Origin of the sequence: Synechococcus sp. MU1611 (assembly GCF_020514255.1) — a bacterium.
GTDB lineage: Bacteria > Cyanobacteriota > Cyanobacteriia > PCC-6307 > Cyanobiaceae > Parasynechococcus.
This window is the reverse complement of sequence record NZ_VTLC01000007.1, coordinates 74,829-89,079: the sequence shown is the minus strand read 5'-3', so window position 1 is coordinate 89,079 and position 14,251 is coordinate 74,829. Positions and strand designations below refer to the sequence as shown.

At 58.5% G+C, this 14,251-nt stretch carries 22 protein-coding genes and 1 tRNA gene; 10 read left to right on the top strand and 13 right to left on the bottom strand.

Annotated elements, in window-relative coordinates:
* From FZZ92_RS12490 to FZZ92_RS12475, 4 genes are all read right to left on the bottom strand, one after another.
* Positions 1 to 896 (bottom strand): cytochrome c oxidase subunit II (locus tag FZZ92_RS12490; protein WP_226423332.1); only part of this gene is annotated, 896 nt, incomplete at its 3' end.
* On the bottom strand, positions 893 to 1,513 hold the full coding sequence (locus tag FZZ92_RS12485) for a DUF2231 domain-containing protein (RefSeq protein WP_226423331.1): 621 nt from the start codon (positions 1,511 to 1,513) through the stop codon (positions 893 to 895). The genes FZZ92_RS12485 and FZZ92_RS12490, both read right to left, overlap by 4 nt.
* Entirely contained in the window at positions 1,510 to 2,010 is a 501-nt protein-coding gene (locus FZZ92_RS12480; RefSeq protein WP_115024278.1) for a DUF2231 domain-containing protein, read from the bottom strand. Before FZZ92_RS12480 ends, FZZ92_RS12485 begins: the two co-directional genes overlap by 4 nt.
* Positions 2,011 to 2,122: 112 nt before the next feature.
* Positions 2,123 to 3,208, bottom strand: a complete 1,086-nt coding sequence (locus tag FZZ92_RS12475; protein WP_226423330.1) for a calcium/sodium antiporter — start codon at positions 3,206 to 3,208, stop codon at positions 2,123 to 2,125.
* Between the two features lie 83 nt (positions 3,209 to 3,291).
* On the opposite strand from FZZ92_RS12475, the gene FZZ92_RS12470 reads away from it, so the two are divergent.
* From FZZ92_RS12470 to FZZ92_RS12460, 3 genes are read left to right on the top strand one after another with little or no spacing between them, the layout of a single operon-like run.
* A complete protein-coding gene (locus FZZ92_RS12470; protein WP_226423336.1) occupies positions 3,292 to 4,941 on the top strand; it encodes a SulP family inorganic anion transporter in 1,650 nt (549 codons plus the stop codon).
* Positions 4,934 to 5,980, top strand: a complete 1,047-nt coding sequence (gene pyrC, locus FZZ92_RS12465; RefSeq protein ID WP_226423329.1) for a dihydroorotase — start codon at positions 4,934 to 4,936, stop codon at positions 5,978 to 5,980. Before FZZ92_RS12470 ends, pyrC begins: the two co-directional genes overlap by 8 nt.
* The gene (locus tag FZZ92_RS12460) at positions 5,955 to 6,257 is read left to right on the top strand and encodes a thioredoxin family protein (protein WP_166016721.1); all 303 of its coding nucleotides are present in this window, start codon (positions 5,955 to 5,957) and stop codon (positions 6,255 to 6,257) included. The genes pyrC and FZZ92_RS12460 overlap by 26 nt, the downstream gene beginning before the upstream one ends.
* Before the next feature lie 7 nt (positions 6,258 to 6,264).
* Here the strand turns inward: FZZ92_RS12460 and FZZ92_RS12455 are convergent.
* Positions 6,265 to 6,353 (bottom strand) — tRNA-Leu (locus tag FZZ92_RS12455).
* 39 nt (positions 6,354 to 6,392) lie between these two features.
* Here FZZ92_RS12455 and FZZ92_RS12450 point away from each other — a divergent pair.
* The 3 genes from FZZ92_RS12450 to trpA are packed head-to-tail and all read left to right on the top strand — an operon-like array spanning position 6,393 to position 7,852.
* Positions 6,393 to 6,644, top strand: coding sequence for an NAD(P)H-quinone oxidoreductase subunit L (locus FZZ92_RS12450; protein ID WP_226398427.1), 252 nt, complete (start codon positions 6,393 to 6,395; stop codon positions 6,642 to 6,644).
* A gap of 1 nt (position 6,645) precedes the next feature.
* Entirely contained in the window at positions 6,646 to 7,002 is a 357-nt protein-coding gene (locus FZZ92_RS12445; RefSeq protein WP_115023559.1) for a DUF3007 family protein, read from the top strand.
* A gap of 34 nt (positions 7,003 to 7,036) precedes the next feature.
* The gene (trpA, locus tag FZZ92_RS12440; RefSeq protein WP_226398428.1) at positions 7,037 to 7,852 is read left to right on the top strand and encodes a tryptophan synthase subunit alpha; all 816 of its coding nucleotides are present in this window, start codon (positions 7,037 to 7,039) and stop codon (positions 7,850 to 7,852) included.
* 105 nt (positions 7,853 to 7,957) lie between these two features.
* On the opposite strand, the gene FZZ92_RS12435 is transcribed toward trpA, so the two are convergent.
* Positions 7,958 to 8,329: an AbrB family transcriptional regulator gene (locus FZZ92_RS12435; RefSeq protein ID WP_226398429.1), complete on the bottom strand. Its 372-nt coding sequence runs from the start codon at positions 8,327 to 8,329 to the stop codon at positions 7,958 to 7,960.
* A 97-nt stretch (positions 8,330 to 8,426) separates the two neighbouring features.
* Here FZZ92_RS12435 and FZZ92_RS12430 point away from each other — a divergent pair, with 97 nt between their 5' ends.
* The gene (locus tag FZZ92_RS12430; RefSeq protein WP_226398430.1) at positions 8,427 to 8,696 is read left to right on the top strand and encodes a YciI family protein; all 270 of its coding nucleotides are present in this window, start codon (positions 8,427 to 8,429) and stop codon (positions 8,694 to 8,696) included.
* Here the strand turns inward: FZZ92_RS12430 and FZZ92_RS12425 are convergent.
* Positions 8,672 to 9,028: a c-type cytochrome gene (locus FZZ92_RS12425; RefSeq protein ID WP_370629824.1), complete on the bottom strand. Its 357-nt coding sequence runs from the start codon at positions 9,026 to 9,028 to the stop codon at positions 8,672 to 8,674. The two genes, FZZ92_RS12430 and FZZ92_RS12425, sit on opposite strands and share 25 nt — an antisense overlap.
* Before the next feature lie 19 nt (positions 9,029 to 9,047).
* Entirely contained in the window at positions 9,048 to 9,281 is a 234-nt protein-coding gene (locus FZZ92_RS12420) for a DUF3136 domain-containing protein (RefSeq protein ID WP_226398431.1), read from the bottom strand.
* Between the two features lie 89 nt (positions 9,282 to 9,370).
* Here FZZ92_RS12420 and FZZ92_RS12415 point away from each other — a divergent pair, with 89 nt between their 5' ends.
* Positions 9,371 to 9,892 carry a Nif11 domain/cupin domain-containing protein gene (locus FZZ92_RS12415; protein WP_226423335.1) on the top strand — a complete coding sequence of 174 codons (522 nt, stop codon included), beginning with the start codon at positions 9,371 to 9,373 and terminating at the stop codon, positions 9,890 to 9,892.
* Positions 9,893 to 10,398: 506 nt separating this feature from the next.
* On the opposite strand, the gene FZZ92_RS12410 is transcribed toward FZZ92_RS12415, so the two are convergent.
* The 5 genes from FZZ92_RS12410 to FZZ92_RS12390 form a co-directional block, all read right to left on the bottom strand.
* Positions 10,399 to 10,890: a phosphate-starvation-inducible PsiE family protein gene (locus tag FZZ92_RS12410; RefSeq protein ID WP_226423328.1), complete on the bottom strand. Its 492-nt coding sequence runs from the start codon at positions 10,888 to 10,890 to the stop codon at positions 10,399 to 10,401.
* Positions 10,891 to 10,895: 5 nt separating this feature from the next.
* Positions 10,896 to 11,141, bottom strand: a complete 246-nt coding sequence (locus FZZ92_RS12405) for a hypothetical protein (RefSeq protein ID WP_115023549.1) — start codon at positions 11,139 to 11,141, stop codon at positions 10,896 to 10,898.
* A 40-nt stretch (positions 11,142 to 11,181) separates the two neighbouring features.
* A complete protein-coding gene (locus FZZ92_RS12400) occupies positions 11,182 to 11,502 on the bottom strand; it encodes a hypothetical protein (RefSeq protein WP_226423327.1) in 321 nt (106 codons plus the stop codon).
* A gap of 37 nt (positions 11,503 to 11,539) precedes the next feature.
* The gene (locus FZZ92_RS12395; RefSeq protein ID WP_115023545.1) at positions 11,540 to 11,905 is read right to left on the bottom strand and encodes a YkvA family protein; all 366 of its coding nucleotides are present in this window, start codon (positions 11,903 to 11,905) and stop codon (positions 11,540 to 11,542) included.
* A gap of 68 nt (positions 11,906 to 11,973) precedes the next feature.
* Positions 11,974 to 12,900 carry a sigma-70 family RNA polymerase sigma factor gene (locus tag FZZ92_RS12390; protein ID WP_226398435.1) on the bottom strand — a complete coding sequence of 309 codons (927 nt, stop codon included), beginning with the start codon at positions 12,898 to 12,900 and terminating at the stop codon, positions 11,974 to 11,976.
* 180 nt (positions 12,901 to 13,080) lie between these two features.
* On the opposite strand from FZZ92_RS12390, the gene FZZ92_RS12385 reads away from it, so the two are divergent.
* Complete coding sequence (locus FZZ92_RS12385; RefSeq protein ID WP_115093628.1) at positions 13,081 to 13,572, top strand: DUF2214 family protein; 492 nt, start codon at positions 13,081 to 13,083, stop codon at positions 13,570 to 13,572.
* Complete coding sequence (locus FZZ92_RS12380) at positions 13,572 to 14,249, top strand: peptidase (RefSeq protein ID WP_226423326.1); 678 nt, start codon at positions 13,572 to 13,574, stop codon at positions 14,247 to 14,249. The genes FZZ92_RS12385 and FZZ92_RS12380 overlap by 1 nt, the downstream gene beginning before the upstream one ends.
* The last annotated feature ends 2 nt before the right edge of the window (positions 14,250 to 14,251 follow it).

Genomic DNA, 14,251 nt, shown 5'->3' with positions numbered 1-14,251 from the left:
ACCATCGGGGCGGGAGCGGGGGGTACCGTTGCCCAGCCCTTGTCTCCTCGACTGAGACGTCGGTCGTACAGCGGTCGCCCTGGATCGAGGCCGGGTTGTAGTGGCTTTTGGGCTGTGGCTTTCAGCCAGCCGTCGTAGGCCTGCTCGGATTCGACGATCACGTCTGTCTGGTTCTGGGAGAAGTAGGCGCCGCTGAACATGGCGTCCCTTAACCGGAACCTCCCCTCCTTGGTAGGCGTGAGGCTGTAGGAAATGATGCTGCCGGGGATGATGTCTTGCTTCAGTCGAAAGGCCGGCACAAAGAAACTGTGCAGCACGTCTTCTGAGATCAGCCGGAGATTCACCCGTTGATCCACTGGGATGTGCAGTTCCGAACTGCGCACGCCGCTGGGGTAGACGAACTCCCAGCTCCACTGGCGGGCAATCACATCGATTGGTCCGATGTCCGCGGTGGGATCGACTGCAATGAGGGCGGTGGGATCGGTGCCGATGGCGTACTTCTGCTTCGGACCAAGGGTCTGAAGCTTCATGTTCACGTTCATCGTGTAGGCGGCGATCACGAAGACCGTCACCAGCGGAATGATCGTCCAGATGATCTCGAGTTTGGTGTTGCCCTCAATCGGCGCACCGTCGCTCTCGTCGTATTTGCCGGCTCTGTTGAACAACAGAACCCAGCCCATGACACCGGTGCAGCCAAAGAAAATGAAGGAGCCGATGCCGGTCTCCAGGGCGAATAGATCGTCGACGTAGGACGCTGCGCTGGAGGCCTGCGGTGGGAACCAGCTGTAGGACCATGTCGCCATCAGTTTGGCGATCACAAGATTGATCGCAACAGCGATGCTGATGATCACGATGGCGCCGATGTTCGGGCCGTTCTTGGGGGCGGTGGTGGTCATGGCAATGCCTCCTGCAGATCGGCACCGGAAGCGAGTAACTGGTCTGCGGTGATGTGCACCCCGAAGTCACTGGCCAACCAGGCGCCAAGGCTTCCGTGCAGGCCCATGACCAGCAGCATGGCGGTGCCGCAAAGCAGATACAGCCAGGTCACCTGACGGCCCAAGTCCTTGCGCCAAACAAAACGTTGGTAACCCCGCCAGATGGTCATGGCCACGATCACCAGCAGAATCGCGACGCCACCGATGGCATGCCAGAGCATCGTGTCGATGGCGGTCTGGCCGAGGATGCTGCGAATGCCCGGTAATGGAACCGCCAGCAGCATTTCGTAGAACCCTGCTGCCACGGTGAAGAAGCTGATGCCGCTGCAGGCCACGAGGTTGTACCAGCCCACGTCGTGGAAGCCGCTGCGGGTGACTGGTAGAGCAAGAAAGCGGAACACCCGTTTTTCCAACGGGTAGAACGCACCGGCGAAGTCGAAGGCGATGGCGATCGCAAACAACCCGATGGTCAGATGCACCAGGTTGGGGTGCAGCGGAATCGCGTAGGGAAGGTTGTTGGCGCCGAGGGAGTCGGCAATGTCGTTGATCGGCGAGGCGATCGTGGCGAAGAGCGTCACGAGACCACTCCCTGACGGATGGCTTCAACCACGGGGACCGTATGCAGCCCGTAAACCCAGACCAGCTTGTCTCCGAGGTACACCTGCGTGATCACGAGACCCGCCAGCACGACGTCAAAGATGAGAAAGCCCCTGGGCAAGATCGCTGGGTCTTTTTGCCGGGCGACGTAGCGCCAGCTTGTAAGCAGGGCGAGCACACCCGCGAGGGACCAGCCGATGGTGCTGTGGATGTTGAGGATGTCCCGTGACGCGCCATAGGGATTGGCGAGACCGGCTTCCACCTGGCCGAAGATGATGGCCACGAAGATCGCAACGGTGGCGACGATCAGGTTCCAGAAGCTCACCTCAAACAGGTTCTTCTTGCCGCTGATCACACCAATGACGTCGAACACGACGGTGATCAATGCCATCGCGATCACGAAGTGAACAACGATGGGATGGATGACGTCGATCCAGGGAAGATTCTTGTCGTTGAGCGGGGGAAGCAGCTCAAGCATCGGCAAGCCGAGCATCATCTGCCTCAAGGATGAACACGGCTAATCAGGCGGTCATCCCTGGATGAGGAAATACAACTCCATCCGTCTCATCACGGGGAGCACTCGGATGCCGCTAAGTCCTCGTTCTCCAGAACACCAAGGCCTGGGTCATGATCACGATCATCACGACCGGCAGCACAAGACAGAGCATCAACAGCCGAAATTCATCCGACCAACTGGCCAGAGTTGTTCTCGGTAGAACGTTGTCAACGATGTAAAGAACGTACAAACCCAGCAACAGCCCCCCTTCCAGTCGGCTGATCCGTCCGCGCGTCCAGAAGATCGGCATGCAGGCCAGGCTCGTTAGCAACATCACTGGCAGGTCGTCCTGAATCAATTCGGGGCTGACCTCCAGCCCACGGCCAGCGGCGGCCAAGGCTCCTCCTCCCAGGACCAGCAGCAGGTTCAGCAAGCAGCTGCCCACCACATTGCCGATCGCTAGATCGGTGCGCCCCCGCAGGGCGGCAACGAGGGAGGTGATCAATTCCGGCATCGAGGTTCCGGCTGAAACGATCGTCAGACCGATCACCGCCTCACTGACTCCCAAGTAGGTGGCGGCTGACGTGGCTCCGCTTACCAGCACCCGTGATCCGATGGTGAGGATGCCAATGCCCCCGAGCAGTCGCAGGACGGCCAGGGTCCAACCGCCGCTCGCCGCGTCCTCTTCGATGTCGGGTTCAGCGCTACCGCTGTCGTCCGGTTGTTCACGGGCGGTGCGGATCTCCCAGATGGTGTTGATCAAGAGTCCCAACAGCAACGCCAGGCCCGCTTGCCAGGTGACCCGTCCTGCGGAGGCCATGCCCCAAACCGCCGCTGAGATCGCAATCATCAGGGGGACGTCCCGCCGCACCAGTCGGCTTTCGACACGCAACGGCAGAACAAGGGCGCTGCTGCCCAGCACCACCATCACGTTGAAGATGTTGCTGCCCACCACATTGCTGACGGCGAGGGCGTCAGCCCCTTGCAGCACTGAACTGAGGCTGACGAACAGTTCTGGCGCGCTGGTGCCCAGTGAAACCACTGTGAGCCCGATCACGAGCTGGGGAATGCCGAAGATCACCGCCATGGCGACGGCCCCCTGAACGAACAGCTCTCCGCCGCCGAACAGCAGCCCGATCCCCAGCAGCACTTCAATCGTGGCCTGTACAAATTCAGGCATGGGGAGGGATCAGTTGTGTGAGGGGATTCTGCTTTGTCGTGACTCCACTTAATGTCAGGCGCTGCGGTTCAGTGCCAGAACTTTTGTTGAATCGGATTTCCACAAGCAATCTGCGCGGTGACGCCTTCGGTGGCGTCACCGCCGCGGTGATTGCCCTTCCGATGGCCCTGGCCTTCGGGGTCGCCGCAACGGGCGACCCAGCACCGGGACTTTGGGGAGCTGTGATCATCGGCTTGGTGGCCGCCGTCTTCGGCGGTACACCCACCTTGATCTCTGAACCCACTGGTCCGATGACCGTGGTGTTTACCTCTGTAATCCTGAGCTTCACCGCCACGGCTCCGGACAAGGAAACCGCCATGGCCATGGCCTTCACTGTGGTCATCCTGGCGGGCCTGTTTCAGATCCTCTTCGGCGTGTTCCGTCTGGGTCGATATGTCACCCAGATGCCCTACACGGTGATCTCCGGCTTCATGTCGGGGATCGGAGCCATCCTGGTGATTCTCCAGCTGCCGGCCTTCCTCGGTCAGACCGCATCGGGCGGGGTCATGGGGACCTTGTCCAATTTGCCCGGGTTGATCGCTGGCGTGCAGCCGATGGAGCTGGCTCTTGCCTTGATCACCGTCGCGATCCTCTGGTTCACCCCAGCAAACGTCAAGCGTTTCTGTCCGCCGCAGCTCCTGGCTCTGGTCTTGGGAACGGTTCTGTCGATGACCTTGTTTCAAAACGCTGGCCTCAAGACCATTCCGCCCTTCAATGCCGAGCTCCCCAGCCTGCATGTGCCCACCTTCTCTGGAGGGCAGCTGCGCTTGATGTTCGTTGATGCGGCTGTGTTGGGCATGCTCGGGTGCATCGATGCGCTGCTCACCTCCGTGGTGGCCGACAGCCTCACCCGCACCGAGCACAACTCGAACAAGGAACTGGTGGGCCAGGGACTGGCGAACATCGCCTCGGGTGTCTTCGGAGGTCTCCCTGGGGCGGGAGCCACCATGGGCACTGTGGTCAACATTCAGGCTGGCGGACGTTCGGCCCTCTCTGGAATTGTCCGAGCGGGGATTTTGGTGGTGGTTGTTCTGGCCGCCGCTCCCCTCGCCTCCACGATCCCCCTTGCTGTTCTGGCGGGGATCGCCCTGAAGGTGGGTATCGACATCATCGACTGGGATTTCCTTCAACGGGCCCATCACCTTTCGGTTAAAGCTGCGGTGATCACCTACGGCGTCATTGCGCTCACGGTGTTGGTGGATCTGATTACTGCGGTGGGGATTGGCGTCTTCGTGGCCAACGTCCTCACCATTGATCGGATGAGCGCTTTGCAGTCCAGAAAAGTGAAAACGATCAGCACAGCAGATGACGATGTGGAGCTGACTGAAGAGGAGCAGGTGTTGCTGGATCAGGCCTCCGGCAAGGTCCTGTTGTTTCAGCTCGCCGGCCCAATGATCTTCGGTGTGGCTAAAGCGATCGCTCGCGAGCACAACGCCATCGGCAATTGTCAGGCGGTCGTCTTCGACCTCTCAGAGGTATCCCACCTCGGGGTCACCGCTGCGATCGCTCTCGAGAATGCGGTCAAGGAAGCGATTGAAGAAGGGCGCAGGGTTTACCTGGTCGTTGCGACGGGAAGTACAGAAAATCGGCTTCAGAAGCTCAAGCTGCTTGATCGTGTTCCCAAGAGCCACATCAGCGCCGATCGCCTCGTGGCCTTGCGTCTTGCCGTCAATGGTTTGGCGCTGAATGACTGATCAGATTTCGATCATCTCTCCGGATGATTGGCATGTGCATCTCCGTGACGGCGAGATGCTCACGCATGTTGTGGCCCATACAGCCCGTCGTTTTCGTCGGGCGATCGTGATGCCCAATCTGCGCCCTCCGGTGACAACCGTTGCTTCGGCGCGGGCATACCGCGCGCGTATTCAGGCGGCATGTCCCGCTGATCTGGAGTTCACGCCGTTGATGACGGCCTACCTCACCGACTCGATCGATCCCTCCGAGCTCGAGACTGGCTTTAGAGAGGGAGTGTTTGCCGCGGCCAAGCTTTATCCCGCCAACGCAACCACCAATTCAGCAGCTGGAGTAACGGATCTGCTGCAGATCGATCCAGTGCTGGAGACGATGGCCCGGATCGGCATGCCGTTGCTGATCCATGGAGAGGTCACCGATGCCGATATCGATATTTTCGACCGTGAGGCGGTGTTCATTGAACGCCATTTGGCACCCCTGAGGGTTCGTCATCCCGAGCTGAAGGTTGTGTTCGAGCACATCACCACCGAGCAGGCTGTGCAGTACGTCAGCTCCGCGGATCACCATCTCGCGGCCACGATCACCCCCCACCATCTGCATATCAACCGCAACGCGATGTTTGCCGGAGGGTTGCGCAGTGACTTTTACTGCCTTCCCGTCGCCAAGCGGGAATGTCACCGTCAGGCCCTACGCCGGGCGGCGACCAGCGGTGACCCGCGCTTCTTTCTCGGCACTGACACAGCACCTCACGAGCGGGCATCAAAGGAGAGTTCCTGCGGTTGCGCCGGCATTTTCAATGCTCCCTTCGCTTTGGAGAGCTACGCCCAGGTCTTCGATGAAGAGGGTGCTCTTGCCCAGCTGGAAGCTTTCACCAGCCTGAATGGGCCGGCCTTCTACGACCTGCCAGCCAACAGCCAACGCATCACCCTGCAGCGGCGTGATCATTTGGTTCCGGAACTTGTGAATGGACTGGTTCCTTTCCATGCTGGAGAGATCCTCTCCTGGGCCGTCGCCGATGCACCTGATCAAGTTCAGCTCTGAAGACTGCGGAACCTGTCACCGCATGAGTCATTACGACGGAAAAGTGGCGGAGGAACTCGGCTGCAGCTTTATCTCAGTGATGCTGCAGGACACCGAGATGTACCGCAAATACAGGAAGATCCTGCTCAAGCAGTACCCCAACAAGGAGGGTATGGGGTGGCCGACCTACCTGCTGGTGAGCGATCCCGATGGCGATTTCTCGATCGAGGGGGAATTGAAGGGCGGTATGCCCAAGGGAGATTTCCGCACCAAGCTCGCCGAGTTACTGCCGTCTTGAACGCGGGTGGTGGGGGCAGGGGGACTTGAACCCCCACAGGCCTTTCGGCCCAAACGATTTTAAGTCGCGTGCGTCTACCGATTCCGCCATGCCCCCGCCCAGACATCTTAGATTTCCCTTAGCTGTCCTCAGGCCTTGGACCTCTCGTCCCTGCTCCATCAAGTCCCACAGGACACACTGCTGGTTCTTTTGGCCTACGTCGTGCTGGGCGGTTTGTACCTCGTGGTCATTCCGCTGGCCCTTTTTGCCTGGATGAACCAGCGCTGGCATCGGATGGGCAAGCTGGAGCGCCTGGGGATATATGGGATGGTCTTCTTCTTTTTCCCGGGGATGATTCTGTTCGCTCCGTTCCTCAATTTCCGTCTCAGCGGGCAGGGAGACGTCTGAATTGACGCGTGGAAAGGTTCTTCTGATTGGACTCGCCGTCCTCCTGCTGGGAGGGGTTGGGCAAGTGGGCTTTCAAGCTGCGGGCTTTGAAGGTTTCTCGGCAGGGATTGCTGCCCAGACATTGTTGGTGGTGATCGTTGTGGTCTGGACGAGTTCCTACCTGTTTCGGGTTGTGACCGGCCAAATGACCTACATGAATCAGCGGCGTCGCTACCGCGAGGTGTACGACAAGCAGGAGGCTGACGCGCTTCAGGCTCGTTTTGACGCTCTCCCAGAGGAGGAGCAGCAGGCGCTGCTGCGCAAGATAGGTGCGGATGCCTCGGTTGCTTCGGACGGTGACGCCCCCGCCGACTCATAGGCTTTCGAGGTTTGTTCCTGGTCGGTTGACCGAGATGCCCAATCAGCAGTCCTCTTCCATCGCCCAGCGCTTTGAGCAGCTGAAGCAGGACGGTCGCCTCGCTCTGATGCCGTTCCTGATGGCTGGCGACCCTGATCTCTCTGTGACCGCTGAAGTGCTCCTCAGCCTGCAAAGTGCCGGGGCCGACATGGTGGAACTGGGGATGCCCTACAGCGACCCTCTCGCTGATGGACCGGTCATTCAGGCCGCCGCTTCTCGGGCCCTTGCCGCTGGAACCACGCCCAAGGCGGTTCTGAACATGCTGCGGTCCTTGAAAGGGAAATTGCAGATTCCCGTCATTCTGTTTACTTACTCCAATCCGCTGCTGAATGTGGGAATGGAGGCGTTCTGCCAGTCCGCAGCGGAGGCCGGTGCGGCCGGGCTTGTGGTGCCTGATTTACCTCTCGAAGAGGCGGAGCGGTTGTCGACAATTGCAGAGCGATACGGATTGGATCTCGTGCTTCTTGTTGCACCCACCACACCCAAAGATCGAATGGGTCGGATTGCGACATGCAGCCGAGGTTTCACTTATCTGGTGAGTGTCACCGGTGTCACCGGTGAGCGGGCCCAAATGGAAAGCAGAGTTGAAGGGTTGGTCCAGCAGCTGAAACAAACCTCACCCGTTCCTGTCGCCGTTGGTTTTGGAATTTCAGGCTCTGAGCAGGTGCGCCAGGTTCGTGGCTGGGGTGCCGATGGAGCGATTGTGGGAAGTGCGCTTGTGAAAAGGATGGCTGCAGCATCTCCTGGCGAAATCGCTCAGGAGGCTGGTCGTTTTTGCGCTGAATTGCGCGTCGCTGCTGATCAGCCTTAGTGGCCTCCATCACGCTGATGGCATGAAAAAACCCCGACGATGGTCGGGGTTGAAAAGGTCTCGACCAGAGAGAGAACACTTGTGCTCTCAGCACCTGTGGCTGCATCACTCTTCGTCTTCATCACTCCCACCAACAGGCGTCAAACGAATTTGCTTGCGGCCTAGTTTGATTTCAAATTCATCTCCAGGCGTGAGGTCAAGAAGAGCCGTATACGCCTTGCCGATCAGCAAGTTGCCGTTGCCTTGCACTGTGGCCACATAGCTGAGCTTGCGGCCACCTTTGCCGACACCGCCAACACCGCCGCTACCAAGACTGACGCCTTTGGCATCCAAGAGGGCTTCATAGAAAGCGGTGAAATTCAGACGTTCGCTGCCATCCTTTTTGTGGGAAACATAGCCACAGACACGAACCAGATCAGACTTGCTGACATCACCCAGGTCTTTGACTTTATTGAGAAGGTCGCTCCCAGTGAGCATCGCTTTCGTGAGAAATCAACCTTCACAACATAGCGTTTTCTCAATCCGTTATGCCATCCTTTCTACTGAAAAGTTCTTCGGTATTTCATCTTTTGCTATGGCACGTTTCGTCTTGTGGGGCACTTACTGCACGGATGCTCTTTTGAAGCGTGCTCCCTATCGAGATGAACACCTCGCTCGCCTTCAGGGTCTTAAAGAGCAGGGGACGCTTGTCACTCTTGGGCCCACTGAAGGAAGCACCCACGTTTTCGGAATCTTCGAGGCAGACGACATCTCCGTCGTGCGCAAGCTCGTTGAGGACGACATTTATTGGAAGCAGGGAATCTGGACGGCTCTCGAGGTTTATCCCTGGGTCCAGGCGTTCTGAGCCTGCATCAGGATCCATTCCGCCACAAGCTGATCACCATCCGTCCCGAGAACGTCTGCGTATCCGCTCATCTGGCCTCGCCCTTCACGGGCGATGGCTGCGATGGCGTCCACCGTTGCGATGTCATCACGCTCGAGGGTCTTCAGCTTCAGGTTTTTTCCACGGCGAATGATGTTGCCGCCGTTGATGTGGCATCCCGCGCAGTGCTGTTCGAACAACACCGCTCCTTGCTGGGCATCTGGAACGGCAGCGGCAGTGGCTTCAGCTGTTCCGAGGCTCAGCAGCAGCAGCAGACATGCACCAATGCAGTAGCGCAGTACAGGGCTCAGCACAGGGATGTTGTGGCTTCGATCAGTCTGCTTGAGCAGGTGATGCCTCCCTTAGGTACCGCTGAATCAGTTCGTCTGGAGAGCGGTAATCCTGAGGAAGGGAGCTGTGCAGTCTTTGCAGGTAATCCCAGCAGACAGTCCGGCGAATGGCGTCTAGGTCGCGTCCATCCGCGACAAGGCGTCTCAGGGCCAAGCAGTAGTTGGAGAAGCCTGCTTCCAGATCGCTGATGGTGAGAGCCTTGGTTGCAGAAGGCATGAAATAGAACGTCAGGATCTTCTGACTTTTGCGCCCATCCCTGAATTGGTCTGTTGTCAGGATCACTATTGAAGCTGTGTGGTCCCCCCATGGCGGAACAGGATCTGATCCGTTTCCTCAGCAAGATCTCCCAACTTCAGTCCCTTGCGGAGCGTGTGCAGCAGGACTCCAGCAGTCGTCAAAAGCTGGCGGACTGTGCTGACCACAATCAGGTTGTGCAGCTGGCCCAATCCTGGGGATTCGACATTGGTCGGCGCTGGGGAGAGCGTGACCATGGGCAGGGGGGGGACGCCAATCTGCTGGCGACCCCTTGCCCACCTCCCGGGGAGGAATCAATGCGGGTGCTGGCGTCCGCCGAGACTTGGAGATTGATGCTGATCGCATCGAATGACTACCGATCCCCCAGCGACGAATGGATGGATCAGTCCGAACACGAATGGGTGCTTGTCCTGCGGGGTAGCGCCTGTGTTGCGCTGGAGAACCCCGATCGGATTGTGGATCTCAGCCCTGGAGATCATCTTTCACTTCAGCCCCATCAACGCCACCGGGTCGAGCGCACGGACCCTGATCCTGGAACGCTCTGGCTGGCCCTGCACTGGGATGCCCCTTAAGTCTGTTCAGGCACGCCATTCCCACGATGGGGTGTTCCGGCCCCAAAAGGCAATGAGCACGACAGCTGATTGCCGTTGCCGTCATCGCTGACGAGAGTGTGTGTATCGAGATCGGAGGTGCCCATGACGGCCGACACTCCACCTGAGCAAATCGCAGAAGCAGACTGACTTTCTGGCCCCTGCTCCAACAGTTTCCACCCATTCGTAAGCAATTCGTCTGGCGCGACAATGAAGAGCGTCAAGCCAGTCGACTCTCCTCTGCATCGTTCGGAGGTGCCCCGCAGGAGAGTTGCTTCACACCTGGACCCCATGGCCCCAGGGTGCCTTGAGCCAGACGCTTCGACCTTTCCTGTCTCAGTTCCATTGCTGGAGGAGATTTCCCAAGGCATCAGACACTGAATATGAGGTCGATTGCAATGCGCAAACGAGCGAGTTAGGCCGTCTTTCCAGCGGGAAGGGCGGCCTTCCTCTTTGGCCGACATCCCTCAGTTGATATCCCTCAGTTGTCAGTCTTGGTGCTCAAGTTTGCTGGTAGACCCACGCCCGAGCCTTGTTTTGGTGGGAGTTGCATTGGCACGTTTGACCAACCAGTAAGCGGCGGAGAGAGAGACGACCGCGATCCCTAGACCAACCAAAAGTTGGGGTTTGTTTTCAGCACCGGAAGGCAGCACGATCACTTTCCTGGCCACTGCGGTGAGAGCAGTCACCAGGACCAGTTCGATCTGCACCACATGGCGGCGTAGGTAACTGGTGATGTTTTGCAGCACCTCCAGGGCGATCAAAACGGTGAGCAGATCACCGAGGATCTTGATGAGATCGTCGCCTAACCACGTTGCCGCTGATCCAGTCAGCAGCTTGGAGCCCAGAGAAATCATCAGCTGGATGATCGCTGCAGCGATCACAACTGAAGTGATCAGGGTCAGAAGTCGGGCGACCTCGCGCTCACCAGCATCAACAAAACCAAGAAACGTTCTCTTCGATCGGGTGGGTCCGCTCACGGGTCTCAGTCGTTGAAGGGGTTGTAGTAGGGCCGTGCTTTGGTGTTGCTGGCCGGGTTAACGACTTTGGTGTCACAGGTCATCGAGCCGTCTTCTGCAGTGACGCAATTCGTGGCCTCGATCTTGCTGTCTTTGCCTGTTGCGCTGCCAGGTCCCCTCAGCCAGCCTTCTGTCTGGGCCAGGGCAGACGAAGCGCCGCACACCGACATCGTCAAACAGAAGGAGGCACTAAGGAGTTGTGTGGGCGTCATCGGATCGATGTCTGAGCCACCACTTTGCCCGTGATGTCCCTTAATCGGAGCAGTCGTCTCGAATTTCCTGCAAAAGCAGATCAAGTTGACCGAAAGGATCCACCTCTGCTGCTGCGACGCCGTTGTTGTCTGCTGAAGTCTGGCCATGCCATTCGGCTTCGACGCTGCAGAGCCGATCAGCCAGTCCGGACAGTCCGCGCAGTTTGTGTTCTCGTTCCAGCACCTCCAGCAGTGCGGGCATTCGGGTCGACACGGCGCGCAGGTTTCGCCGCAGGTCGGCCTGCGAACGCCCCTGGTGTTTCAACCAATCCTTCAGCAGCAGGGTGAGATCCGCTTCAAATTCAGGGGTCCAGCCAGTCATCAATCAGCAACTCAGTTCAGCGATTCAGTTCCGCGATTCAGTGCGCAAGGGGAAACCATCGATCCAGTTTGCGGCGAGCTCGCATCCGGATCGACGGGGTGACGTGATTGCTCCAAAGTCCCACCATTGCTGAGAGCGCGACCAAATCATCACTGAAACCTGCCACAGGAAGCAGGTCGGGAATGAGATCAGCTGGCATCAATAGATAACTCAGGGCTGCGAGCATCGTCAGTCGCGCTGCTGAGGGAGTCTCTGGGTCAAGCATCAACTCCAGGGCTTCCAGAGCTGGGGCGGCAAGACCCCTGCCAGCCCGCTGCAATAGCCGGCGCAGCAGACTCTCGTCGATGACTTCCCGTTCAAGCACGTCGGCTTCAACGGTGGTTCGAGCTGCATGGTTGGTCATGCGGAGGGAGCCAGATTGCTTCACTCTCACCACATCAGCTGCAAAGCGCTAGCGGTGTGAGCCGATGTTCAGAGTGTGGATTCCACGAGTCCGTTCTGAATTCCGGTCTTGCGCAGTTTGCGCAGGGCCCGCTGCACCACCTGACGGCAATATTCCCGTGAACAGTTCATGTGGCGAGCCACTTCTGCAAGGGTGCGCCATTCGTTGGTGCCATCCAGCCCGAAGCGCAAGGTCACGACGGTGTGCTCTTTCGGGGTGAGATTGGCTTTGGCCAGCAACGACCAAACCGAGGCTGTGCGCTCAGCGATTTCGGCCCGTTCCATCGGAGGCATCTCCTCGCTGGGCAGCACGTCCACCAGCTCTGAGGGATCGGATTTCGATTTCACAACCCCCTGCAGGCTGACGGTGACGCTGCGAAGTTCACAGGCCAAGAGGTCTTCCACTTCAGCGATGGGGATCTCCATGAACTCCGCCAATTGTTCCCCGGTAGGGCTCAGGCCATTCCTCTGCATCAAGCGCGCCTTGGCCGCCCGCAGCTTGGTGAGCTTTTCGTTCACATTCACGGGAATGCGAATGGTGCGGCTTTGGGTGGAGAGCGCCCTGTTCAGGCCCTGACGGATCCACCAATAGGCATAGGTCGAAAAACGATGGCCGCGGGTGGGGTCGTATTTCTCCACAGCACGGGTCAGCCCGAGTGTTCCCTCCTGAATGAGATCAAGAAGATCCAAGCCCTTGCCCTGATAGCGCTTCGCCAGATTGACAACCAGGCGAAGGTTTGAGGTGATCATCTGATTCTTGGCCCGTTCTCCACGGCGAATCACTCCTTTTTCTTTATCGCTGTACTCACATGCTGGGCCACTCCCGCCAGCAAGATGACAGCGTTCGGTGATGGCAACCATCGCCTGAACCTTCCTCCCCATCATCAGTTCTTGCTCTGGGGTGAGCAGCTGATGGCGACCAATTTCGCCGAGAAAAGCACTCAGAGAACTCGTCATCATGACGATACGGCTGAATTGAACCTAGAACCAAAGTGTTTTTTTCTGGCAGTCATAATAAAGACTCCCGAATTAACACTTTTTGCGTTATTACACTCTTTCTTCCTGTTGATGAAGTGAATCTTTCATTGTTAATTCAATTGGGTGGCTAAGGTCGCCGCACCTTCTGTTGCTACGCCAATGCCCCTGGCCGTCGCTCTGACATCCGACATCGCCAAAAACGCTGGCGTTGCCTACGTTCACTACCTCAGCTTCATGCTCTGTTTCGGCGCACTCGTGCTGGAGCGGAAGCTGATCAAAGCCGATCCGAATCGCCAGGAAGCAACGGCGATGGTGATCACCGACATCGTCTACGGAATCGCTGCCCTGGCTTTGCTGGTGAGTGGAATTCTGCGGGTGATTCACTTCGGCCAGGGTGCCGAGTTCTATACCCAGAACCCCTTGTTCTGGTGGAAGGTTGGCCTTTACCTCTCCGTGGGGGGGCTGTCGCTGTATCCCACGATCACCTACATCCTCTGGGCGATTCCACTGCGCAAGGGCGAGCTGCCGAAAGTAAGCGAAGCTCTCGCAGGTCGTCTGGCCTGGATCATCAACATTGAATTGGTCGGCTTCGCCAGCATTCCTCTGATGGCGACACTCATGGCCCGCGGCGTTGGTCTCCCCGCCGCCTGATGCAACCCGACCTCTGTCCTCCGCAAGAGCAGATTCGAACGCTGAAGGTTGCCTTGGAACGCCAGGCTCCTGGTCAGCGTCCGGGGTATGCCTCCTCCCTCGCCACCACACCCCTGGGCCCGCCCGTTCTGAAGCACTGGTGCGTCTGGATTCAGCCTGCTGACGCAACCCCTGCCAACCGTTGGGACCAACGCTGGCTGAAGGCGGTGTCATCGGCGTTGACCACCTGGAAGGCACTGGTTCCAATCACGAGGGTGGACAGCCCAGACCAGGCCAATGTGCTGATTCGACGTGAGCGTCCGGCGCGGCGTCAGGTCGCTGGGGTATGGCGGGCGAGCAATGGACGAACGCAGCTGCAGATCGTTGACGTGCAGCGTCTTGGCAGCCGGCGATTGGAGCCCCAGGTGAAGGTGATGGTCTCCCCGGAGCTTCGGGCCGAAGCCCTGCAAGCCACAGCTCTGCACGAACTTGGCCACGCCTTCGGGCTCTGGGGTCATAGTTCTGTTCCTACCGATGCCCTGGCGATAAACCAGGGTGAGAGTCCTGTATTGGTGCCATCGGAACGGGATCGCCTCACCCTTGTGTGGGTGATGCAGCAGACGACCCGCTTCGGGTCGACGATTCAACAGCCGATTCAACAGCCGATTGAACCGTCCGAATCTGCTTTGCCTGAGTGACG

Excerpts from the sequence above, each read along its gene's own strand:
- FZZ92_RS12480 (WP_115024278.1), bottom strand. The coding sequence starts at position 2,010 with ATGCTTGAGCTGCTTCCCCCGCTCAACGACAAGAATCTTCCCTGGATC.
- FZZ92_RS12475 (WP_226423330.1), bottom strand. The coding sequence starts at position 3,208 with ATGCCTGAATTTGTACAGGCCACGATTGAAGTGCTGCTGGGGATCGGG.
- pyrC (WP_226423329.1), top strand. The coding sequence starts at position 4,934 with ATGACTGATCAGATTTCGATCATCTCTCCGGATGATTGGCATGTGCAT.
- FZZ92_RS12460 (WP_166016721.1), top strand. The coding sequence starts at position 5,955 with ATGCACCTGATCAAGTTCAGCTCTGAAGACTGCGGAACCTGTCACCGC.
- trpA (WP_226398428.1), top strand. The coding sequence starts at position 7,037 with ATGCCCAATCAGCAGTCCTCTTCCATCGCCCAGCGCTTTGAGCAGCTG.
- FZZ92_RS12435 (WP_226398429.1), bottom strand. The coding sequence starts at position 8,329 with ATGCTCACTGGGAGCGACCTTCTCAATAAAGTCAAAGACCTGGGTGAT.
- FZZ92_RS12430 (WP_226398430.1), top strand. The coding sequence starts at position 8,427 with ATGGCACGTTTCGTCTTGTGGGGCACTTACTGCACGGATGCTCTTTTG.
- FZZ92_RS12420 (WP_226398431.1), bottom strand. The coding sequence starts at position 9,281 with ATGCCTTCTGCAACCAAGGCTCTCACCATCAGCGATCTGGAAGCAGGC.
- FZZ92_RS12415 (WP_226423335.1), top strand. The coding sequence starts at position 9,371 with ATGGCGGAACAGGATCTGATCCGTTTCCTCAGCAAGATCTCCCAACTT.
- FZZ92_RS12405 (WP_115023549.1), bottom strand. The coding sequence starts at position 11,141 with ATGACGCCCACACAACTCCTTAGTGCCTCCTTCTGTTTGACGATGTCG.
- FZZ92_RS12400 (WP_226423327.1), bottom strand. The coding sequence starts at position 11,502 with ATGACTGGCTGGACCCCTGAATTTGAAGCGGATCTCACCCTGCTGCTG.
- FZZ92_RS12395 (WP_115023545.1), bottom strand. The coding sequence starts at position 11,905 with ATGACCAACCATGCAGCTCGAACCACCGTTGAAGCCGACGTGCTTGAA.
- FZZ92_RS12390 (WP_226398435.1), bottom strand. The coding sequence starts at position 12,900 with ATGACGAGTTCTCTGAGTGCTTTTCTCGGCGAAATTGGTCGCCATCAG.
- FZZ92_RS12385 (WP_115093628.1), top strand. The coding sequence starts at position 13,081 with ATGCCCCTGGCCGTCGCTCTGACATCCGACATCGCCAAAAACGCTGGC.
- FZZ92_RS12380 (WP_226423326.1), top strand. The coding sequence starts at position 13,572 with ATGCAACCCGACCTCTGTCCTCCGCAAGAGCAGATTCGAACGCTGAAG.